18 protein-coding genes and 2 tRNA genes are annotated in these 20,857 nt (G+C 65.7%); 8 read left to right on the top strand and 12 right to left on the bottom strand.

Going from position 1 to position 20,857, the window contains the following annotated elements:
- The first annotated feature begins 146 nt into the window (after positions 1-146).
- From CXX84_RS00475 to CXX84_RS00455, 5 genes are read left to right on the top strand one after another with little or no spacing between them, the layout of a single operon-like run.
- Complete coding sequence (locus CXX84_RS00475) at positions 147-857, top strand: NUDIX hydrolase (RefSeq protein WP_102974783.1); 711 nt, start codon at positions 147-149, stop codon at positions 855-857.
- Positions 854-2,158, top strand: a complete 1,305-nt coding sequence (nadA, locus tag CXX84_RS00470) for a quinolinate synthase NadA (RefSeq protein WP_102974782.1) — start codon at positions 854-856, stop codon at positions 2,156-2,158. The genes CXX84_RS00475 and nadA overlap by 4 nt, the downstream gene beginning before the upstream one ends.
- Positions 2,158-3,906, top strand: a complete 1,749-nt coding sequence (nadB, locus tag CXX84_RS00465) for an L-aspartate oxidase (protein WP_102974781.1) — start codon at positions 2,158-2,160, stop codon at positions 3,904-3,906. Before nadA ends, nadB begins: the two co-directional genes overlap by 1 nt.
- Before the next feature lies 1 nt (position 3,907).
- The gene (gene nadC, locus CXX84_RS00460) at positions 3,908-4,831 is read left to right on the top strand and encodes a carboxylating nicotinate-nucleotide diphosphorylase (RefSeq protein ID WP_102974780.1); all 924 of its coding nucleotides are present in this window, start codon (positions 3,908-3,910) and stop codon (positions 4,829-4,831) included.
- Positions 4,832-4,834: 3 nt separating this feature from the next.
- The gene (locus CXX84_RS00455) at positions 4,835-5,998 is read left to right on the top strand and encodes a cysteine desulfurase family protein (RefSeq protein WP_102974779.1); all 1,164 of its coding nucleotides are present in this window, start codon (positions 4,835-4,837) and stop codon (positions 5,996-5,998) included.
- A 31-nt stretch (positions 5,999-6,029) separates the two neighbouring features.
- Here CXX84_RS00455 and CXX84_RS00450 read toward each other — a convergent pair whose 3' ends face one another.
- Positions 6,030-6,689 (bottom strand): DUF1684 domain-containing protein, encoded by a 660-nt coding sequence (locus CXX84_RS00450; RefSeq protein WP_102974778.1) that lies wholly within the window; start codon positions 6,687-6,689, stop codon positions 6,030-6,032.
- A gap of 83 nt (positions 6,690-6,772) precedes the next feature.
- On the opposite strand from CXX84_RS00450, the gene CXX84_RS00445 reads away from it, so the two are divergent.
- On the top strand, positions 6,773-7,573 hold the full coding sequence (locus tag CXX84_RS00445) for a hypothetical protein (protein WP_102974777.1): 801 nt from the start codon (positions 6,773-6,775) through the stop codon (positions 7,571-7,573).
- 69 nt (positions 7,574-7,642) lie between these two features.
- Positions 7,643-8,449 carry a transglutaminase-like domain-containing protein gene (locus CXX84_RS00440; RefSeq protein ID WP_102974776.1) on the top strand — a complete coding sequence of 269 codons (807 nt, stop codon included), beginning with the start codon at positions 7,643-7,645 and terminating at the stop codon, positions 8,447-8,449.
- Here CXX84_RS00440 and CXX84_RS00435 read toward each other — a convergent pair.
- The 8 genes from CXX84_RS00435 to bcp form a co-directional block, all read right to left on the bottom strand.
- A complete protein-coding gene (locus tag CXX84_RS00435) occupies positions 8,446-8,940 on the bottom strand; it encodes a MarR family winged helix-turn-helix transcriptional regulator (RefSeq protein WP_102974775.1) in 495 nt (164 codons plus the stop codon). The two genes, CXX84_RS00440 and CXX84_RS00435, sit on opposite strands and share 4 nt — an antisense overlap.
- Entirely contained in the window at positions 8,940-10,049 is a 1,110-nt protein-coding gene (locus tag CXX84_RS00430) for an LLM class flavin-dependent oxidoreductase (protein ID WP_102974774.1), read from the bottom strand. Before CXX84_RS00430 ends, CXX84_RS00435 begins: the two co-directional genes overlap by 1 nt.
- A 116-nt stretch (positions 10,050-10,165) precedes the next feature.
- Positions 10,166-13,399: an efflux RND transporter permease subunit gene (locus CXX84_RS00425; protein ID WP_102974773.1), complete on the bottom strand. Its 3,234-nt coding sequence runs from the start codon at positions 13,397-13,399 to the stop codon at positions 10,166-10,168.
- A 69-nt stretch (positions 13,400-13,468) separates the two neighbouring features.
- On the bottom strand, positions 13,469-14,971 hold the full coding sequence (locus CXX84_RS00420) for a malate:quinone oxidoreductase (protein WP_102974772.1): 1,503 nt from the start codon (positions 14,969-14,971) through the stop codon (positions 13,469-13,471).
- A 79-nt stretch (positions 14,972-15,050) separates the two neighbouring features.
- Positions 15,051-16,721 (bottom strand): ABC transporter substrate-binding protein, encoded by a 1,671-nt coding sequence (locus CXX84_RS00415; protein WP_189337445.1) that lies wholly within the window; start codon positions 16,719-16,721, stop codon positions 15,051-15,053.
- A gap of 186 nt (positions 16,722-16,907) precedes the next feature.
- Positions 16,908-17,588 (bottom strand): fasciclin domain-containing protein, encoded by a 681-nt coding sequence (locus CXX84_RS00410; RefSeq protein WP_102974771.1) that lies wholly within the window; start codon positions 17,586-17,588, stop codon positions 16,908-16,910.
- A gap of 245 nt (positions 17,589-17,833) precedes the next feature.
- Positions 17,834-17,915, bottom strand: a tRNA-Leu gene (locus tag CXX84_RS00405).
- Positions 17,916-18,014: 99 nt separating this feature from the next.
- Positions 18,015-18,488 (bottom strand): thioredoxin-dependent thiol peroxidase, encoded by a 474-nt coding sequence (gene bcp, locus CXX84_RS00400; RefSeq protein ID WP_102974770.1) that lies wholly within the window; start codon positions 18,486-18,488, stop codon positions 18,015-18,017.
- Between the two features lie 96 nt (positions 18,489-18,584).
- On the opposite strand from bcp, the gene CXX84_RS00395 reads away from it, so the two are divergent.
- Complete coding sequence (locus tag CXX84_RS00395) at positions 18,585-19,034, top strand: MarR family winged helix-turn-helix transcriptional regulator (RefSeq protein WP_102974769.1); 450 nt, start codon at positions 18,585-18,587, stop codon at positions 19,032-19,034.
- A gap of 193 nt (positions 19,035-19,227) precedes the next feature.
- Here CXX84_RS00395 and CXX84_RS00390 read toward each other — a convergent pair.
- The 3 genes from CXX84_RS00390 to CXX84_RS00380 all read right to left on the bottom strand — a co-directional run bounded on the left by CXX84_RS00390 (position 19,228) and on the right by CXX84_RS00380 (position 20,816).
- Positions 19,228-19,303, bottom strand: a tRNA-Lys gene (locus tag CXX84_RS00390).
- Between the two features lie 114 nt (positions 19,304-19,417).
- Positions 19,418-19,630 (bottom strand): PQQ-dependent sugar dehydrogenase, encoded by a 213-nt coding sequence (locus CXX84_RS00385; protein WP_223252943.1) that lies wholly within the window; start codon positions 19,628-19,630, stop codon positions 19,418-19,420.
- Positions 19,631-19,673: 43 nt separating this feature from the next.
- The gene (locus CXX84_RS00380) at positions 19,674-20,816 is read right to left on the bottom strand and encodes a hypothetical protein (protein WP_102974768.1); all 1,143 of its coding nucleotides are present in this window, start codon (positions 20,814-20,816) and stop codon (positions 19,674-19,676) included.
- Positions 20,817-20,857 lie beyond the last annotated feature (41 nt).

Genomic DNA, 20,857 nt, shown 5'->3' with positions numbered 1-20,857 from the left:
GGACCGGAGCGGGCAGTCCCGGGCAGGGGTACGGAAACATTTGGCAATTACGGGGTGCAGGGCCGTAGAATTAGTTTTGGTCAAAGTGACCATAACTGACCCGGCGCAATGCCGGACAAAGCCTGCACCAGTGAAGGCGGTGGAACATGTACTCCAGCTCGGCCAACGTCTCCGAGCGGCAGGCGGCACCCCCGTCCCTGGCCATCTCCACCGTCATCTTCGCCCTCCGCCCCAGCGAGAGTTCCGGCCGTCCCACGCTCTGGCTGCCTCTGGTCCGCAGGATCCGGGAGCCTTTCAAGGGGTTGTGGGCACTGCCCGGCGGGCCGCTCAGCCATGCGGAGTCGCTCCAGGACGCCGCGTCCCGCAACCTGCGCGAGACCACCGGACTTGCCCCCAGCTATTTGGAGCAGCTGTATGCCTTTGGTGGCCTGCACCGCTCGCCCACCCAGCGGGTGGTGTCGATCGTCTACTGGGCACTGGTCCAGCCGACCGAAGCCGCGCTCGCTGATGAGTCCGAAAACGTCCGCTGGTTCCGGGCGGACCGCTTGGGGGAGCTCGCATTCGACCACAACGCAATTGTTGACTACGCCCTCTGGCGCCTTCGCAACAAGCTGGCCTACGGTTCGGTGGCCTACCACCTGCTGGGGGAGTACTTCACGCTTGCCCAGGTCCGCGAAGTCTACGAGGCAGTGCTGGACCGTGAGCTGGACCCGGCGAACTTCCGCAGGCAGCTCAAGTCCACCCCCGAAATAGAGGAAACCGGCGAGTTTCTCCAAGGCGGCAAACACCGCCCCCCGCGCCTTTACCGCTTCACCGGCCGGCCCGGCCTTGACCCAGACAACAGGAGCACAGTATGAGCAGCGTCAACACAGCAATCCAGCTGATCACGCGCGAGCAGGCAGAAAAAGGCGCGACGGCGGCGGGCAGCACGTGCAGCCCTGCCCTGGCGAAGGGCCCGTGGGACTACGACCTGGCCGAGGCGTTGGCCGGCGTTCCCGCGTACGGCCCCGGTGCCTCCAGCGCAGACGTGGCGCCCGCTGCGACCCCGCGGCAGGGCCAGCTGCCCGAGGAGTACAAGCTCGCCGGCGATGCCGAACTGGGGGAGCGGATCCTGGCTGCGAAGGCTGCCCTCGGTGAGCGGGCCGTCATCCTGGGGCACTTTTACCAGCGGGATGAAGTCATCCAGTACGCCGATTTTGTGGGCGATTCCTTCCAGCTGGCGAACGCAGCACTCACCAGGCCGGATGCAGAAGCGATCGTGTTCTGCGGCGTCCACTTTATGGCTGAAACGGCTGACATCCTTTCCGCGCCTGACCAGGCTGTCATTTTGCCCAACCTGGCGGCAGGCTGCTCCATGGCGGATATGGCGGACGAAGACTCAGTCGCCGAGTGCTGGGAGCAGCTCGAGGAAATTTTCGGGACCGAGCCCGACGCCGAGGGCCGCGTTCCGGTCCTTCCCGTCACCTACATGAACTCCTCGGCAGCACTGAAGGCATTCTGCGGCGAGCACGGCGGGATTGTGTGCACCTCCTCCAACGCCAAAACCGTCCTTGAGTGGGCGTTCCAGCGGGCGCAGCGGGTGCTGTTCTTCCCCGACCAGCACCTGGGCCGCAACACCGCCAAAGCCCTGGGAGTGCCGCTGGAGCAGATGCCCATGTGGAATCCGCGCAAGGACCTCGGCGGCAACGACGAACAGGCGCTGCTCGATTCCAGGGTCATCCTCTGGCACGGTTTCTGCTCGGTCCACAAGCGCTTCAACGTGGGACAAATCGAGAAGGCCAGGAACGACTTCCCCGGCGTCCAGGTGATTGTGCACCCCGAGTGCCCCATGGACGTCGTGGACGCCGCCGACTCTGCCGGCTCCACCGACTTCATCAAGAAGGCGATCGCCGCGGCCACGGAGCCCACCACGTTCGCGATCGGCACCGAAATCAACATGGTGAACCGGCTGGCGGCGGAGTACCCGCAGCACACCATCTTCTGCCTGGACCCGGTGATCTGCCCCTGCTCCACCATGTACCGCATCCACCCGGGTTACCTGGCTTGGGTGCTGGAGGAACTGGTGGCCGGCCGGGTGGTTAACCGCATCACCGTTGCGGAGTCCGTGCAGGACAACGCCCGGACCGCCCTCGAGCGCATGCTCGCCGCCAGGCCATAATGTCTGCCGGCCCCATTGCGCCCGGCGGGCGCCGTCTGATCGTTGCAGGCAGCGGCATTGCGGGACTTTATGCTGCGCTGCTGGCCGCGGATGCCGGGGCTTCCGTGGTGCTGCTGACGAAGGGAGAGCTGGAGGACAGCAACACCTGGTTCGCCCAGGGCGGGATCTCAGCGGTGCTGGACGAGCCCGCCCCAGGCGACACCGTAGCTGCTCATATCTCCGACACGCTTCAGGCAGGGGCCGGCCACTGCAACGCAGATGCAGTCCGCCTGATGTGCACCGAGGCCGGGCGCGGCATTGCCGGACTGCGGCGCTTTGGCGTGCACTTCGATCTTGAGTGCGGCGGCGGTCCGGCGCTGGGATTGGAAGCCGCCCATTCCGCGCCCAGGATCCTCCACGCAGGTGGTGACGCCACCGGGGCGAAGGTGGCCGGGGCACTTATCCAGTCGGTGTTGTCCCGGCGGGCGGCCGGTGCCCTCACTGTCATCACCGCTGCGCACGCCACCGCCCTCCTGCAGGACAACGGCGCAGTCACTGGAGTGGAGTTCCTGCGCAACGGGAACAGGACACGTTTGCATGGAGACGCCGTGCTTCTGGCCACGGGAGGCGCAGGCCAGCTGTTTGCCCAGACCACCAATCCCGCCGTCGCCACCGCCGACGGCCTGGCGCTCGCGGTCCGCGCGGGAGCCCAGGCAGCCGACCTGGAGTTCTTCCAGTTCCACCCCACCTGCCTTGTTCAGACGAGCCGTCCCACGGCTGGAAACACTGCCGGCGGGCCGCTGCTGATCTCTGAGGCCGTCCGCGGGGAAGGGGCCATCCTGGTGGACGGCAACGGAAAGCGTTTCATGACGGCCTACCACCAGGACACAGAGCTTGCTCCTCGCGACGTCGTCTCCCGCAGTATCGCCTTGCACCTGGCCAAGCTCGGCGACCCCAACGGCCACGTGTACCTTGACGCCCGTGTCATCGAGCAGGTTCGGGGACCGGGCTTCCTGGCGGCCCGCTTCCCCACGCTGACGAAACGGACACTGGACGCTGGAATCGACTGGACCCGGGAACTGGTCCCCGTGGCCCCGGCAGCGCACTACTGGATGGGCGGGGTGCGCACAGACCTGCACGGCCGCACCTGTGTTCCCGGCCTTTACGCTGCCGGTGAGGTGGCATGCACGGGAGTTCACGGTGCGAACCGGCTGGCCAGCAATTCCCTCCTTGAAGGACTCGTGTTCGGCCGCCGCGCCGTTGAAGACTTCCTCTCAGGTGACCCGGGCTGGGGGGCGTCGTCCGACGCTGTTCCTCCGTTCGCTGTCTCGGCCGCGGGCGGCCTCCCCTTGACGCTCTCTTCCGGAACACCCTCGGCCGACGTCGGCCACCACGCGTTGGGTGCCGCCGTGGAAACACAACAAGCGGGCGGGGCCGGGTGTTCAGAACAACCCAAGCCGGTTGAAACTCCGTTCTCACGTGATGCGCTGCGGCGGTTGATGACTGCTCAGGCCGGGGTGCTCCGGAAAGGTGCTTCGCTCCGGGAGGCTGGGGAGACTCTTGGCCGCTGGGCCGCCGTCGTCCCTCCTGATGCCGGAGCCTCCTCTGCTGATCCTGCCGTGCACGAGGACCGGAACCTCCTGTTGGCGGCCCGCCTGCTGGTGGCGGCAGCGCTCGGCCGCCCGGAATCCTTGGGCGCCCACTACCGAAGCGACGAACCCGAAGAGACCTTTGAATTGCGTCCGAAAGCGAGCCTTGTCCTTGACTGAAATGTTCCTGACTGAAAACACTGTGATTGCCCCTGCCGCCGCCGGCAGCGCGCATCCGGACCTCACCCTGCCGCCCGCGCCGGTCAGGGAAATCCTGGAACGCGCCTTCGCCGAGGATGCTCCGGGCGGGGACATCACCTCACAGCTGCTCATTCCGGCCGCTGCCCGCGCCACCGCTGTCCTCAATGCCCGCGTGGCAGGCGTCTTCAGTGGAGGCACCGTCTTCCGGGACGCCATGCTGCTGGCGGACCCCGGCACCGAGGTGGAACTGCTGCTTGGGGACGGCGAGAGGTTCGACGCCGGAACGCACCTTGCGCGGGTCAGCGGGCGGGCACGGTCCGTCCTGCTCGCCGAACGGGTGGCCCTGAACCTGGTCCAGCGGATGTCCGCGATAGCCACCAGGACAGCAGAGTTCGTGCAGCTGACGGAGGGCACGCCGGCCCGGATCACCGACACCCGGAAGACCACCCCGGGACTGCGGATCCTGGAACGGTTTGCGGTGCGGTGCGGCGGAGGCGCCAATCACCGGTACAGCTTGTCCGATGCCGTGCTGGCGAAGGACAACCACCTGGCCGTCATGACCGGAGGGGATCCCGCCAGGCTGACGGAACTGCTCCTCGCGGCAAAGGGCCGGCTGGGGCACACCACCCACTTTGAAGTCGAAGTGGACCGGATGGACCAGATCGAACCGGTCCTGGCAGCCGGGGTGGACACCATCATGCTGGACAACTTCACGGTGGAAGAGCTGAGGGAGGGCGTTGCCCTGGTTGCAGGACGGGCACGCGTGGAAGCCAGTGGCAACGTAAACCTCAACACCGTGGCCGGAATCGCTGCCACCGGTGTGGATGTCATTTCCGTCGGTGCCCTTACCCACACTGTGGCCGCCCTCGACCTGGGCCTGGACGTGGAACTGACTGCGGGCTGAGCCGTGATCTTCCTTGATGCTGCCGCCACCACCCGGGTCCGCCGCGAGGTGCTGGAAGCCATGTGGCCGTACCTGACCGGTGATTTTGGCAACCCCTCCAGCCACCACAGCCTGGGCGAAACAGCTGCCGCTGCCCTGGCCGGTGCGCGGGCCTCAGTGGCGGCCGCGCTGGGCTGCCGGCCGGGTGAAGTGACGTTCACCTCCGGCGGCACCGAGGCAGACAACCTCGCGGTCAAAGGCATCGCCCTGGCCCGGCAGGCTGCCAACCCGCAGCTCAACCGGGTGGTGATCAGCGCCGTCGAACATCCCGCCGTTGAGGAATCGGCGCGGTACCTGGAGCGCTTCCACGGGTTTGTGGTGGATGTGGTGCCCGTTGACGGGACAGGGCTGGTGGCGCCGGAAGCCCTCCGTGCAGTCCTGCGGCCCGAGACCGCGCTGGTCAGCGTCATGTACGCCAACAACGAAGTGGGGACCATCCAGCCTGTCGCGGAACTGGCCGCCATATCCCGCCACCAGGGGATCCCTTTCCACACCGATGCCGTCCAGGCCGCGGGATGGCTGCCGCTGGACGTCAAGGCGCTGGGCATCGACGCCATGAGCGTGTCAGGCCACAAGCTGGGGGCGCCCAAAGGATGCGGCGTGCTCTTTGTCCGGGGCCGGACCAGGCTCGAGCCGCTCCTTCACGGCGGTGGCCAGGAACGGGGCCGGAGATCCGGGACGGAGAATGTGTCAGGTGCTGTCGGCATCGCCACCGCGCTGACGCTTACCCAGGCAGGCCAGCAGGAACAACGACGACGGGTGGCAGCCCTGCGGGACACCTTTATCAGCGCCGTGCTCACCGGCGTGCCGGGAGCGGTCCTCACCGGCCATCCTTCCTGCCGGCTGCCATCGGTGGCGTCCTTTTGTTTCCCCGGAACCAGTGGCGAGTCCGTGCTGCTGGAAGTCGAGCGCCAAGGGGTTGTCTGCTCAAGCGGTTCTGCCTGCGCAGCAGGCTCCGACGCGCCGTCGCCCGTTCTTACAGCACTGGGTTACGACCCCGGGGTGGCCCAGACGGCCGTCCGGTTCAGCTTTGACTCAGCCGTGACTGCGGAGGACCTGGCCGCGGCTGCCACTGCTCTCCGGCAGGCCGTGGAAAGCGTGCGGGCGCTCGGCATCCGGCCTGGGTAGGCGCAGGGGAGAGGACTGCTGCCGGCCGTCGTCAGTAGAGTTCGCCGACCGGAATCTCCACGGCCAGCCGGTTGGAAGGCCCCGGCAGGGGGCACGCCCAGGCCTCGTTGTAGGCGCACGACGGGTTGTAGGCAAAGTTGAAGTCCAGGACGAAGGTGGCATCCGGTCCGGTCCCGTTGACGCCGTGGAAGGCACCCTTAATGGTGTCCAGCAGATACCTGCCGGCGCCATAGCTTCCGCCGGGCTGGCCCGCCGTCGCGTCCCGGAACGGCACAAAGATGCCGCCGCCGTAACCCCTGAGCTTCCACACGGCGAGCTGCCCCATCTCGGGCAGGTCGAAAGTGCCCAGCCGGACGAAGTTCACCACCCCGTCAGTGCCGGTTTCCACGCTCATTTCCCGGCCGGCCCCCTCCTTCGTCAGGGGGACGTGGAAACGGTAGATCGGATCGTAGTCCGCCGTCTTGAGGCCGGAGAAGCGCCCTTTGTCCGCCATCGACAGTGCGGAGGCGGGGTGGGTGGCGAACATCAGGTCGCGCTGATGGCGCCAGTAGGTATGTGCTTCAGCCGGATCTTCCACCGAGAGCTTGCGGACGTTGGCGTACAGGGCAAAAATCCGGAGCCGCCAGTCGGCGACGTCGACGGCGGAAATGTCCGCCAAATCTTCTTCGGCCGTGCCGTGATGGGCTTCCATAGCCACCAGCCTAGTCCCCGCTGCCGGAGAAACACCGCACGACGCCGGCTCCCGCCACTGGGCCCTCCGGTTAGGCTGGCTGGATGAGATGCATGGCGCCATCGACCATCCTGACCACTGCGTCCGCGCTCCTCGCCGGCGCACTCCTTGCCGGCTGCGCAGCACCCTCTAACAGCGGTCCCGGATGGACAGCGCAGCCCGGGGCCCCAAGCTCCCCGGCAACCGCCGCTGCTTCCCCTGAAGCATCAGCATCAGCATCAGCCACCCCTGGCGCATCCGGAACCGCCACAGCGCAGGCCGCAGCCACGGCCGGGGCCTGGAAGACCTTCTCCGATCCGGAAAAGACTGTGAGCTTTGAGCTGCCGGAGACGTGGATAGCGCAGTCGGTACCACCCGAGGAGGGTGCCCTGCCCGGCGCGCTGAAAGTCGAGGTAAAGAAGCCCGACGGCACCTTCATGGCCGCACTGCGGACGGGACTGCCGCCGTCGTCCGCTGACTGCCCTGAGGCCGCCCGGCGGGCGTACACGGTGATCAGCAGCGTGCCGGTCGGGCTCTCGGCTGAGGGCGGGGAAGGAACCATACCGCCGCGGGCGGTGTTCCGGGTCATCCAGGGCTACCGGTATTTCGGATCCTACGGGATAACGAACGTGGTGGGCGGGGCCGACGGACAGGCCTGCGAACTGCGCAACATCGTCCGTGGTCCGGCGGGCAAAGGTGACTATTCCTTTGGCGACCTGGTGTCCCTCCGGGCTTTTGCGACTGATGAGAAGGTGGCGCCCGCCAAAGCCTTTGACACGCTGGGCCAGGCCGCCCGGTACGTCCGCGAAAGCTCTGACTTCGCCAACGTCCAGCGGATGCTAATGTCTCTGGAGATCAAAAACTAGTCCCGTTCCCGGCCCACACCTTCGGCCGGCACAAGCGGCGACCTTCCCTGCCGACACCCCCGGAGAGTCATGGAACGCACTGTTTCCGCACGCCTGGTTTTCAGGACCACCGCCAACACAAAGGTGGCCATGGCCATAGCCGCGGCGCGGAATGACGGCTATTCCTCCTTTGATGAAAGCCTGTCCGTCACAGCCGGCGGAGTGCAGGTTCCGCTCAGGGAGGTGCCGGACCATCACGGCGGGCGGCTCCACTACATGGAGTTCACCGAACCCGCGGAAGTGGCCGTGGACTACTCGGCAACAGTGGGCGGAAAGGCGGTCCCGGAGGAGGCTGCACTGGCGGACCGCATCCGCTACGTCCGGCCAAGCCGCTACGCGGAATCGGACCGTCTCCTGCCAACGGCATACGCGGAATTCGAAGGAGTCCAGGGCGGGAAACTGCTGCACGCCGTGCGGAACTGGGTGAACGGGGAACTGCGGTATATCAGCGGCTCCTCCCGCGGCACGGACGGTGCAGTGGAAACCCTCCTCAGCCGCCGCGGCGTCTGCCGGGACTTCGCCCACCTGGCCATCGCCCTGTTGAGGTCAAAGGACATTCCCGCGCGCCTGGCCGCCGTATACGCCCCCGGCCTGAGCCCGATGGATTTCCACGCCGTGGCCGAGGCCTACGTGGAAGGTGCCTGGCACGTGATCGATCCCACGGGGCTGGCCCCGCGGGAATCGATGCTGCGGATCACTGCCGGCCGGGACTCAGCAGACACCGCCTTCCTATCCACGGTGGGGGGAAGCCTGACACTGGAGCAGATGCAGGTCACAGCGGTAGTCAACGGCACCCTGCCGGCCGAGGACCCCGCCCGGCTGGTGACCCTGGGCTAGGCCTGCTGCCGGGCTGCTTCCTCCCTGGCCGGCCGCGGTCCCAGTGAACTCCGCAGCTTGCTGGTGAGCCTCGTCAGTTCTTTCTGTTCGGCCGGCGTCAAGGCCGGGCCCACGAGCTCCGCGATATCACGCACATGCTCACGGCCGATCTCCTTCTGGAGTTCCCGCCCCTCGTCCGTCAGCTGCAGCAGCACGCCGCGGCCATCCTCCGGTGCCGGCATCCTCGCCACGAGCCCTCGCTTCTCAAGGCGCTCCACCAGCCGGCTGAGGCTGGACTGGCTCAACAGGACATTGTCGTTGAGTTCGTTCAGGCGCAGCCAGCCCGTCGGGCACCTGGACAGCGTGAACAGGACGTCGTACTCGTTAACCGGAATTTTCCGGAAGGCCGGGCCGGACTGCAGCTTCCGCATGACCGCCACCTGGGCCCGGAACAGCGACTCCCAGGTTTCCGCCGCCAGCCGGACCGGCGACTCTGGACTCTTGCCGGCCATCACGCCTCCGCGGCGGACTTTTCCGCGTCCTGGGCGGCCATCAGCGCAGCCACCCGGCCGGCATGGGTGGGCGGATCGGGAACGTGCGCCGGCTTCCGGGCCGCGTATTCCTTACGCAGGACGGGCAGGACTTCCTCGCCGAAGAGGTCCAGCTGCTCCAAAACGGTCTTCAGCGGCAGGCCGGCATGGTCGATCAGGAAGAGCTGCCGCTGGTAATCGCCGAAGTACTCCCGGAACGTCAGGGTCTTCTCAATGACCTCCTGCGGACTGCCCACGGTCAGCGGCGTCTGCGACGTGAAGTCCTCCAGGGACGGTCCGTGACCGTAGACCGGCGCGTTGTCGAAGTAGGGCCGGAACTCCTTGACAGCGTCCTGAGAGTTCTTCCGCATGAAGAACTGGCCGCCCAGGCCCACGATTGCCTGGTCCGCCTTGCCGTGGCCGTAGTGCTCGTAGCGCTCACGGTAGAGGCCGATCAGCTGCTGGTAGTGCTCCTTGGGCCAGAAGATGTTGTTGGCAAAGAAGCCATCCCCGAAGTAGGCCGCCACCTCGGCAATCTGCGGCGTGCGGATGGAGCCGTGCCACACGAAGGGGGCCACGCCGTCGAGCGGGCGCGGGGTGGACGTGAAGTTCTGCAGCGGGGTCCGGAACTTGCCGGACCAGTTCACGGTGTCCTCGTCCCACAGCTTCCGGAGCAGGCTGTAGTTCTCGATGGCCAGTTCCACGCCGTCCTGGATGTTCTTGCCGAACCACGGGTAGACCGGAGCAGTGTTGCCGCGGCCCAGGACCAGGTCCACCCGGCCGTCCGCCAGATGCTGGAGCATGGCGAAGTCCTCGGCGATTTTGACCGGGTCATTGGTGGTGATCAGCGTGGTGGCGGTTGAGAGCGTGATCCGTTCCGTCTGCGCCGCGATGTAGGCAAGGGTGGTGGTGGGGGAGGAGGAGAAGAAGGGCCGGTTGTGGTGCTCGCCCAGGGCGTAGACGTCCATCCCGATTTCCTCGACCTTTTTGGCGATGGCCACCGACGCCTTGATGCGTTCGTTCTCGGTGGGGGTCCGACCTGTAGTGGGGTCCGTGGTGATGTCGCTGACGCTGAAAACACCGATCTGCATGATGTGCCTTTCCCTTCCCTGGACTCTCCGGGCTTGGTCCCAGTGTAGTCCTAATTAGATGCATTTGCATCTATCGCCGGGTATAACGCATCCCGCCGGGGATTATTCCGGGTTGCCTACTCCGGGCTGACGGGGGCGGCGCGGCGGCCGCTGGTCTTGGGGACCATGCCGGTGGTCCAGTCCCGGAATTCCTCGTCCACGTCGGTCCCGGCCCCGAATTCCGGGCGTGCCTGCAGCTGCCGGAGCAGCGCCTTCTTTTCACGCCGGCCCTCCACCAGCCGGTACAGGACCGGCACCAGGACCAGGGTCAGGGCAGTAGAGGATATGAGCCCGCCGATGACCACCACCGCCAGCGGCTGCGAGATAAAGCCGCCGCCGCCGGTGAGGCCCATGGCCATGGGCGTCAGGGCGAACACGGTTGCGAGTGCGGTCATCAGGATGGGGCGCAGGCGCTGGCGCGAGCCGTGGGTGATCGCATCAGCGACGTTCATGCCGGGCCGTCCGTCCCGGGGCAGACGGTATTGGTTGATGAGGTCAATGAGAACGATGGCGTTGGTCACCACGATGCCCACCAGCATGAGCATGCCGATCAGGGAGGGGAGCCCCAGGGGCACACCTGTCACCAGGAGCAGCGCCACCGCGCCGGTGGCTGCAAACGGGACGGACACCAGGAGGATCAGCGGCTGGATGAGGGATTTGAAGGTGGCCACCATGATCACGTACACGATGGCGATCGCTGCCAGCAGTGCGAGTCCCAGCTGCTGGAAGGACTCCTGCTGCTGCGTGGTGGCGCCGCCGATTTCGGCGGTGACTCCCGGCGGCAGCTGTACGTCCGCCAGCCGCTCCTGGACTTCCGCGTTGACGGCACCCAGGTTGGAGCCCGACGGCGTGACGGATACCCGGGCGGTGCGCTGGCCGTTGCTGGCCGTAATGGATACAGGCACGTCCACCTGCTCCACGGAGGCGATGCTGCCCAGGGGCACCGGGCCGCCTGCTGCCGGGAGCGGAATGCGCCGGACGGCGTCGATGCTGGTGAACCTGGTGCCCTCGCCGATCTGGACGGGGAAGTCGTTGGTGTCGATCCGGACTTCTCCGGCCGGGATGGGGCTGATGGTGGACGCAAGGACACCGGCCACCTGCTCCTCGTTGAGCCCTGCCGCCGCCGTTTTGGCCCTGTCCACCCGGACCTGGACCACCGGCTGGCTGGCCGCAAGGTTTGTCACTACCTCGCTGGTTCCGGGCACCCCGGTCATGGCCGAAACCATCGTGTCGCTGGCTTCCTGGAGGTCCGCGGTGGTCGCGGCCTTCAGGGTGATGTCCACGGTGGACGATGTGCCGAAGCCGCCCTGCTGGGTCCCCACCGAGACCTTGCCGGAATCGGGCACTTGGGTCAGTTGGTTCCGCACCGTCTCCTGCAGCTGCTCCTGGTCCGCCTTCTCGTCCGTCACCACGGTAAAGGTGGAGTTGGATGAACCCGAGGAGGTCAGGGCAGCGAACCCTGCCTGGGCGTTGCCCGACGTCACCTGGACGTCCTTGATTCCGTCAATCCCGCGGAGCACCTCCTCCAGCCGGATGGCTGCGGCGCTGGTGTCAGCAAGGCTGGTGCCGGCCGGCAGCACCTGCCGGACGGTGAGGCTGTTCTGGCCGGAGTTGCCCAGGAGATTGGTTGCCAGCAGCGGCGTCATGGCTGCCGTGGCGCCCAGCACCAGGACGGCGGCAACCAGCGTGACCACAGGGTGCTTCTGGGTCCTGGTGAGGATCGGCAGGTACCCGCGCTGCAGCCTGCTGCGCTGTTCCGCTTCGAGCGCCTTTTGCCGGGCCTCGTCCGCGTTCCGGCGGGCAGCTGCAGAACCTGCCGGACCTCCAGCAGCCGGGGCGCCGGTGTTCTTCAGGAACCAGTAAGCCAGGACCGGGACGATGGTCAGCGAGACCAGCAGCGATGCGAGCAGTGCCATGGTCACCGTGAGCGCGAACGGACGGAACAACTCGCCCGCCAGCTCGCCAACGAAAGCGATGGGGAGGAAAACCGCAACGGTGGTCAGGGTGGACGCCGTGATGGCCCCTGCCACCTCCCTGATGGCGGTCAGGATCGCGGTGACCTTGTCTTCGCCGTAGCTCAGGTGCCGCTTGATGTTCTCGATCACCACGATGGAGTCGTCCACCACGCGGCCGATGGCGATGGTGAGCGCACCCAGGGTCAGGATGTTCAGGGAGTAGCCGGTGGCAGACAGGCCGATAAAGGTGATCAGGAGCGAGAGCGGGATGGAGACCGCCGTAACCAGGGTGGATCGTGCAGACATCAGGAAGACCAGGATCACCGCAACGGCGAAGCCAAGGCCCAGCAGGCCCTCCGTGGTGAGGTCCTTGATGGACTTTTCAATGAACGGCGCCTGATCGAACACTGGAGTGAACTTGGCATTGGAGCCCAGCTCGGCCTCAAGCTCATCCAGGGTGTCACGCACCGCATGTGAAATGGCCACCGTGTCGCCTTCAGGCTTTTTAGTGACGGACACAGCCAGCGTTTCTTTACCGTTGGTCCTTGTGATGGATGTCCGCTCGTCGTCCTTCAGCGACACGTCCGCTACGCTGCCAATGGTTGCCGCGTCCTTGGCGCCGGCCAGCGGCAACGCCTCAATTGCCTCGAGGGAATCCACAGGGCTGCCGATCTGCAGTGACAGGGTTTTGCCCTGCTCTTCGAGCGTGCCGGCCGGAACAAGGGCGCCATTGTTGGCGAGCGCGTCCCGGATGGAGGTGATGCTTGCCCCCGCCCTTGCCATGGCCTCGGGGCGCGGAAGGATCTCGATGTGCTGGGAGGCGCCACCTGTCACATCGGCGCCGCGGACGCCGTCGATCTTCTGCAGCCGGGGCACGCTCAGCCGCTGGAGGTCCGCATTAAGCCCGCTCAGCGTTTTATCAGAGGAAACGGCCAGGAAGACGATGGGGAAGTCGCTGATGCTTCCGGCAATCGCCTGGGGCTGGACGTCTTCGGGCAGGGACCGCTTCGCGTTGGAGATCGCGCGGTCTATCTGGTTCCTTGCCCGGTCCAGGTTCGCACCGTAGGTGAACACCATGGTGATCTGGGAGACGCCGTTGCGGGACGTGGAGGAGGTGGATTCCAGCCCCTCCACGCCGTTGAGCGCTGTTTCCAGCGGCCCGCTCACCTGCTTGTCCACAACTTCCGGAGACGCGCCGGGCATGGCGGTCAGCACCGTGATCTGCGGGAACTCGATCGAGGGGATGAGTTCCTGCTTCAGCGACGTCATGGTGATAACACCGAAGACGGAAGCGAAGACGGTGATCAGTGCGATCAGTGCCCGGTTTGCCAGTGAAAGTTGTGCCAGCCGGAACATCGCATGATCTCCTGTGGGATTGAGTGACGGATACGGACCCTGCCGGGGCCGGCCGCCGGCCCCTCAGGGTCAGCGGCTGGCGGAAACGCTCTCCAGCTGAAGCGACTTGGCCGTTGCCTTCTCCAGCTCGATGGCAAGGTCCGGGTTCTCGTCCAACTTGACCCCGTAGCCGGGCATCATGTCTTTGAGCTTGGACTGCCAGCCCTTGAAGTTCCGGGGGAAGGTCTTCTTCAGCAATTCGATCATGATCGGTACCGCAGTGGAGGCCCCGGGGGATGCGCCCAGGAGCGCGCCGATGGAACCGTCACGGCCGGCGATCACTTCAGTTCCAAACTGGAGGATGCCGCCCTTCTGCGGATCTTTCTTGATGATCTGTACACGCTGGCCGGCGGTGATCAGTTCCCAGTCCCCGTCTTTGGCCTCCGGGTAGTACTCGCGCAGCGCCTCCACCTTGTCGGCGTGCTTCTTGGCCACTTCCTTCACCAGGTACGCGGTGAGGTCCATGTTGTCCTTCGCCACCGCCAGCATGGGGATGATATTGCCGGGCCTGATGGACAGCGGAAGGTCCAGGTAGGAGCCGTTCTTCAGGAAGTTTGTGGAGAAGCCGGCGTAGGGGCCGAACAGCAGTGAACGCTTGCCGCCGACGTACCGGGTGTCGAGGTGCGGCACGGACATGGGGGGAGCGCCCACCGAGGCCTGGCCGTACACCTTGGCGCTGTGCTGGGCGGCAATGGTCTCATCGGTGCAGCGGAAGAACTGGCCGGAAACAGGGAAGCCGCCGTAGCCCTTGCTTTCCGGGATGCCGGACGCCTGCAGCAGGTGCAGGGCGCCCCCGCCGGCGCCGACGAAAACGAACTTGGCGTGGATCTTGCTGTGCTCCCCGGACTTGGGGTACTTCAGCGACAGGTTCCAGCCGCCGTCGGATGCCCTGGAGATCCCCGTGACGTCATGGCCGTAGTTGATTTCGACGCCGTTGTTGCCGAGGTAAGAGGTGAGTTCGCGGGTCAGGGCCCCGAAGTCGACGTCGGTCCCCTCGGCTGCGCGCGTGGCGGCGATGCGCTGCTGCGGGTCACGCCCCTTCACGATCAGTGGCGCCCACTTGGCAATCTGGGCGTGGTCCTCGGAGAACTCCATGCTCCGGAACAGTGTGTGCGGCTTGAGCGCCTCGTAACGGGTCTTCAGGAAGCGGGCGTGGTCCTCGCCGATGACGAAGCTCATGTGCGGCACCGTGTTGATGAAGCCCTTGGGGGAGCCGATCAGGTTCTGGTCCACCAGGTGGGACCAGAACTGCCGGGACAGCTGGAACTGCTCGTTGATCAGCAGTGCCTTGGAGGGGTCCACTGAGCCGTCTTTGGCTGCAGGGGAATAGTTGAGCTCGCAGAGAGCGGCGTGGCCGGTTCCGGCATTGTTCCAGGGGTCGGAGCTCTCCAGGCCCGGCTGGTCCAGCCGCTCGAACAGGGAGATGGTCCAGTCCGGCTCCAGCTGCTTAAGGAATGCCCCCAGCGTGGCGCTCATGATGCCGCCGCCAATCAGGACGACGTCGGCATGTGGGGTCTTGGAAATGAAAGTCACGATCAGTCTCCGATTGCAGCGGCTCTGGCTGTCACAGAATATCCCCGGGCAGCGGACATACTGAAATTGGACGGGTCCGTCAAGGCTTTAGCTGCACCTTCGTGAAAACTTCATTTAAGACCGGCGACGCCGGATAACTGACCACACGGTCGGACAGGGCCAGCGCGGAGATCGGAAAGGCCACGGGGACGGCGGGGACAGTGGCCGCGATCTGGGCGTTGATCGTGTGATACAGCTCATCCCGCTCCTGGCCTTCCGGAAGCCGCCGGCCACGGTTGATTTTCGAAAAGACCTGGGGGTCGTGGTAGCCGAACTCCCCGTTTTTCTCCCCGAACAGGGGGCCCACAAAATTGTCGGCGTCGGAGTAGGAACCATTCCATCCCAGGAGATGGAGTGCATGGTCGCCCGGGGACTGCACCTTCTGCAGGTACCCGTCCGCCCAGTCCACCGGAACCGGCTGGATGTTGAAGCCGACGGCGGTGAGCTGCCGGCTGATCTCGGCGTAGACCTTCTCGGGAGTGGGAAGGTAGGGGCGCGTGACATTCAGCGGATAGTAGAACTTAAGCTCCTCACCGGCGTAGCCGCCCTCTTTGAGGTACTCCCTGGCCTTGGCCGGATCATGGCCAAGCTCCGGCGCATCGTTGTTAAAGCCGCTGATTTTCGGCGGGACGAACTGGGTGGCTTTGGCCGTGTTGTCGATGAAGAACCGTCGGATCAGGGTGTCCTTGTCGATCGCCATTTCGATCGCCTGCCGGACCTTCAGGTTTTGGAGCACGGGGATGTCCTGGTTGATACCCACGTACATGACGGAGAACGGGTCCCGCTGGACGATCTGCTTTCCTCGCTTGACCAGCTGGTCAAAGTTGCCCACCGTCACGGCATCGTAGCCATCGATCCTGCCGTCCAGCAGGGCCTGAAGGCGGGCCTGGGGGTGGTCGTAGGCCACGAAGTTGATGGTGGCAATCTGGCCACGTTCGCCCCAGTAGGACGTGTTGCCCGCCAGGGTGACGCTGCCCTCGTCCCATGAGGCGAGGGTGAAGGGTCCCGTTCCCACCGGGCTGGTCCCAAAGACGGAGACGGGCTGGCCGCTGCGGCTTTGGTCCAGGACATCGGCAGTCCCGGCGGCCAGGGCTGCGGGGGAGGCCATGGCGAACGCGGGCAGGGTCAGGGCCTGCAGGAAGGCCGTGAAAGGCTGGGTCAGGTCTATCCGCACAGTGTCCGCCGCCAGGGCCGTGCAGCTCTTGAAGATAGACAGTTCGGGCTCGTCCGAGTGGGCCTTAAAGACCCCCTTGAAGGAGCTGCCGGGTGCCTGCCGCCTCAAATCCGGGGAAAAGGCGAACCAGCGGTTGAAGTTGGTGCACACAGCGTCAGCGTTGAACGCGGTCCCGTCCTGGAACACAACATCCGTCCGGAGCTTGAAGGTGTAGGACCGTCCTTCGTCGGATTCGCTCCACTCGGTGGCCAGCAGCGGCGTCGGCTTTCCCGTGATCTGGTCCACGCCCACCAGTCCTTCGAGGATCTGGCGGGTGATGCGCTGGGACTCGACGTCACTGGAAAGGGCCGGATCCAGCCCCAACGGCTGGGCGGCGGTTCCGAAATTGAAGGTGGCGGCGGGCTCGGCGGCAGCCGTTGTGCTGGGCTGGCCGGAAGACGGCGAGGGAGCCGGAACACCGGTGCACGAGGTGACGCCCAGGGCCAGGAGGACTGCGCCGGTTTTAATGACTGTCCGGCGCGATGTACTGCTGGGCACTCGATGATCACCTCTGGATATTCGCGGCGCCGCCGCGTGCGCGCCGGAGCCCAGTCTAGTAGACGGCACCCGAAGGAACCTGAACCGGCCGGCCTGCCGGTTCAGCGGCAGAAGCCGGGGGCCATCCCTGTGGATGACCCCCGGCTTCGCGTAACCGGCTGGACCCGTGATGCTGCCGGCCTGGTGCTACTTGGGCATCAGTACCGAGTCGATCAGGTAAACGGTTGCGTTCTTGGTCTTGACGCCGCCGCAGATCACGTTGGCGTCATCCACCTTGAGCTCGTCACCGCTGCCCGCCACGGTAACGGAACCGCCCTGGACAGTGGCATGGGTGCCGGCGATCATGTCGGGAGTGATCTGGCCGGGCACCACGTGGTAGGTCAGGATCTTGCTCAGGAGCGCGTCGTCGGTCTTCAGGGTCTCGATGGTGGCTGCATCGATTTTGGCGAACGCCTCATCCACCGGAGCGAAGACAGTGAATTCGCCGCCGTTCAGGGTGTCCACCAGGTCCACCTTGGGGTTGAGCTTGCCGGAGACGGCGCTGGTCAGGGTGGTCAGGATGGGATTGTTTGATGCTGCCACAGCCACGGGATCAAGGGCCATGCCCTCAACTGAACCCGCACCCGTGGGAACCTGCTCGGCGTAGCCGGCGCACCCCGGACCCACCAGGTTGGCCGCGGGATCCATGGCGCCGGCGGAAGAGCTGGCCGAGGGGGAAGGGGCCATGCTGGATGCCATGGCCGAGGGCGAATCTGCGGGGGCGGATGAGCTGGTGGTGGATGCTGTGCCGCCACAGGCGGTGAGGCTGAACAGAGCTGCTGCTGCAACGCCTGCGACGGTGAAAGTTGTGCGCTTGGTGGTCTGCATTTCAGTTCTCCTTGGAATGGTGGCTTTTGCCCGCCACGGACGTGCTGTCTCACGGCGTTGTTCGAATCTTGCTGGTGGGCACCTGCCCTTGGCTGGTGTCTCACTGGGTATTCGGCCGGGTGCAGGAAGTGGATGGGTGAGTTCCCTGGAGTTTTTCGGCTGCCCTGCAAAAATCGGTACCCGGGACAGTTGGAGGCACCGCTTAAATGCAGTAATCCCCCGGCTGCTGCCGGGGGATTACATAGTGCGCAAGGGGGGACTTGAACCCCCACGCCCGAAGGCACAGGAACCTAAATCCTGCGTGTCTGCCAATTTCACCACTCGCGCGGGGCTTCCTGCGGCCGCTCCCTGCAAAAGGGCCCGACGGCGGATGCCAGTGTCCATTGTAGCGTCGCCAAGGCAGCACCCCGGGTCAGCTGCGACCCCTCAGGCGTCCAGGTTCAGGTCGCGCCGAAGTTTAGCCACATGGCCGGTGGCCCGGACGTTGTATTGGGCAAGTGCAACCTTCCCTTCCGGGTCCACCACGATGGTGGAGCGAATGAGTCCCTCGTAGGTTTTGCCGTAGTTCTTCTTCTCGCCCCAGGCACCGTAGGCTTCAGCAACTGCATGGTCGCCGTCGGAGAGCAACGGGAAGCTCAGCTCTTCCTTGGCAGCAAACTTTGCCAGTTTCTCCACCGGGTCGGGGGAGATGCCCAGGACGTCGTAACCCGCCGACTGGAGGGACGCCAGATTGTCACGGAAGTCGCACGCCTCCTTCGTGCAGCCCGGTGTTGCGGCTGCAGGGTAGAAATAGACGATGGTGTGGCGGCCTTGCCCGGGCGACAGGCTGATGTCTGCGCCTGACGAGTCCTGCAGCGTGAAACCGGGCGCGTCGTCTCCGGTAACGAGTCTTTCAGCCAATGTTTTTCTCCTTTTTGCAGCCGGGACACACCAGCCTAGTAAGCAGTGCGGACCAGTGCTAATCCCCTCTTGGCTATACTTGCTGCTATGCCTGATATGGATCACTGGCCCACGGGGCGCCTCTTGTCCACTGCCGCGCGCCTCGTAGAACACTCCTGGAACGAAAAACTTGGCGCTATCGGCCTCACCCACGCCGGGGTCATCGCCATCGAGGTCCTCGATGCCCAAGGCCCCATGACACAAGCGCAGCTTGCCCAATACGTTCGGGTCCAGGCACAGACCATGGGCAAGACACTCAGCCGGCTGGAGTCGCACGGACACATCGTCCGGGTCCGCAGCACTTCGGACCGCAGAAGCCATGTTGTGTCGCTCACCGAGCAGGGCAGGGAAGCCGTGGCGGCCGCGGTGGAAATGGAACGCTCGGTGCTTGCGTCTGCCTCTATTGACCCTGACCTGCTGCGGCAGGAACTCCAGGCAGTGGTCAGGGAACTTGCCAGCCAGTTCGCCACCTCTCCCGGCGGGGCCCTGGTGGAAAATACCCCCTGACCGCCTGCTGCGCTGCCTTGCTGCAGCCCCGGCGTGATCACAGCCTTCGCAGGCTGCGGTCACGCCTTTTTTCTTGCCCGCCACTCAGTACGTATGGACAGCGCCTGCGCGGGCGGCGCGACGGCAATCAATGAACACACAAACAAAACAGCCTCCGGTTCGCGTTCCCGCGAGCCGGAGGCTGTTTTCCCTATGGTGCACCCCCCGGGACTTGAACCCGGAACCCATTGATTAAGAGTCAATTGCTCTGCCAATTGAGCTAGAGGTGCATCTTGTTTGCTGTGGTCAGCGGGCTTTTCTTTCCCCGTTGACCTCCGCAACGACATGAAACTCTACACGAACTTTCTGTCCATGTGAAATCGAAGCCTGCGGGAGGGGGACGCTCACTGTGGCGGGGGCAAAACCAGCACAAAATCAGGGTTTTTGTTGTTGGTCAGGAGCCAGAACCCGCCCTCCGGGGTGCGCGCGACGTCACGGATCCGGCCGTACTCCCGTGTGAAATGGACCACAGCGGTGCCGGCCTCTCTGCCTTCGAGCGGCACCGTCCACAGCCGCTGTGCCCGGAGGGACCCCGGACAGGCAGTGGAACCGGCGATCTCCAGGCCTGCCCCATCCGGACCTCAGCAGCGCTTTGGGCCGTTAGAGCCGTCTCCGCCGCGGAGCGCGGAAACCCGCCGCCTCAGCATGGGCCGCCGATTCAAACCAGACTTCGGCCCTGGCCTCTTCATAGCCGGGGTGCCCCTCCTCGTAGTAGACCATTGCACCGGCATCACCTTTCACGGTGTAGCCGGCCGGACCGCTGCCGTCTGCTGAGGCGGCTGCTGAGCCTGCGCCGTACGGCTCGTCGGCGGCCAGATGGCCTGCCGGTTCGTGCACTGCAGCAGCTTGGGGCTGCCGGGAATGGTCCGCGCCGGATTCGACGACGGCGGAGGATTGGGTGCGGTCAGCAGTTTCGGCTGCGGCAGCATCCCCGGGCGCAACGCCGGTGCCCGGCGACGACTGCGTGGTGCCGGCGACTGGCTGGTTGTCAGCGTTGGTGCCTGCGGGGCCGGGAGCCGCGCCGCCGGCGTCGTAAGCTTCCTCCACTGCCGCCGACTCGGCACCGGGCAGGGTCGGGGCCTGCGGAGCCGTATATTCGGCGTGGTGGACCGGGCGGGATGCCGCAGCCGGCGCTGCCGGCTCCGCATGGAGGTCCCCCTGCTCCGGTGTGCGGCGGCCTTCCTCGGAACGGCCTGGGTCTGCACTGTCAGGGGTTGCATCGGCCGTGCGGGCGGGAGTGTCCGTCCCGGATGCGCCGGCACTGCTTCCTGCCGGGGTAACGGCGGAGGAGCCTGAGGCTTCCGACCATTTGGTTTCCCACTCATCGTCGTCCCGAAGGCGGCGTTCGTCCATGTCCGGCGCCTCCCGGGCCGGCTCCGCCCCTGGTGCCCCGGTTGTTGATGCAGGCGACTGGATGGCGCCCGGACCTTCGGGGCCCCTGGTGTCGGCCGGCTGAGCCGGTGATACTTCCGGGGCTGCCCTTTTCGCCTCAGAATGTTCGTCTGCTGTGGTGGGCGCGGCAGGTTCAGCAGGACGGCCGAATCCTGCAGCGGTGGCAATGCCCGTGGTTCCGGCAGCTTCTGCCGACGCGGCAGCGCTGCCGCCCGAAAGGGCTCCGTCCGGTCTCCGGCCCTCCGCGCTGCCGGCAGCCCCGGATCCCTTGGCGGAACTGTTGCGTTTCAGCAGCCACCACACAACACCAACGGCGACAACAATCAGAATGATCCAGAAAACAAAATCCATGGCAAGCCCTTCAGTCCGGATGGCAAGGTGTCTTTTCCCTG

Origin of the sequence: Arthrobacter sp. AFG7.2 (genome assembly GCF_002892835.1) — a bacterium.
Taxonomy (GTDB): Bacteria; Actinomycetota; Actinomycetes; order Actinomycetales; family Micrococcaceae; genus Arthrobacter.
This window is presented reverse-complemented; position numbering and strand designations above follow the sequence as displayed.

Bases quoted from the DNA above. Each gene is read 5' to 3' on its own strand.
- CXX84_RS00445 (WP_102974777.1), top strand. From the start codon at position 6,773: ATGAGATGCATGGCGCCATCGACCATCCTGACCACTGCGTCCGCGCTC.
- nadB (WP_102974781.1), top strand. From the start codon at position 2,158: ATGTCTGCCGGCCCCATTGCGCCCGGCGGGCGCCGTCTGATCGTTGCA.
- CXX84_RS00435 (WP_102974775.1), bottom strand. From the start codon at position 8,940: ATGGCCGGCAAGAGTCCAGAGTCGCCGGTCCGGCTGGCGGCGGAAACC.
- CXX84_RS00450 (WP_102974778.1), bottom strand. From the start codon at position 6,689: ATGGAAGCCCATCACGGCACGGCCGAAGAAGATTTGGCGGACATTTCC.
- CXX84_RS00380 (WP_102974768.1), bottom strand. From the start codon at position 20,816: ATGGATTTTGTTTTCTGGATCATTCTGATTGTTGTCGCCGTTGGTGTT.
- CXX84_RS00425 (WP_102974773.1), bottom strand. From the start codon at position 13,399: ATGTTCCGGCTGGCACAACTTTCACTGGCAAACCGGGCACTGATCGCA.
- CXX84_RS00440 (WP_102974776.1), top strand. From the start codon at position 7,643: ATGGAACGCACTGTTTCCGCACGCCTGGTTTTCAGGACCACCGCCAAC.
- nadC (WP_102974780.1), top strand. From the start codon at position 3,908: ATGTTCCTGACTGAAAACACTGTGATTGCCCCTGCCGCCGCCGGCAGC.
- nadA (WP_102974782.1), top strand. From the start codon at position 854: ATGAGCAGCGTCAACACAGCAATCCAGCTGATCACGCGCGAGCAGGCA.
- CXX84_RS00395 (WP_102974769.1), top strand. From the start codon at position 18,585: ATGGATCACTGGCCCACGGGGCGCCTCTTGTCCACTGCCGCGCGCCTC.
- CXX84_RS00430 (WP_102974774.1), bottom strand. From the start codon at position 10,049: ATGCAGATCGGTGTTTTCAGCGTCAGCGACATCACCACGGACCCCACT.
- CXX84_RS00475 (WP_102974783.1), top strand. From the start codon at position 147: ATGTACTCCAGCTCGGCCAACGTCTCCGAGCGGCAGGCGGCACCCCCG.
- CXX84_RS00410 (WP_102974771.1), bottom strand. From the start codon at position 17,588: ATGCAGACCACCAAGCGCACAACTTTCACCGTCGCAGGCGTTGCAGCA.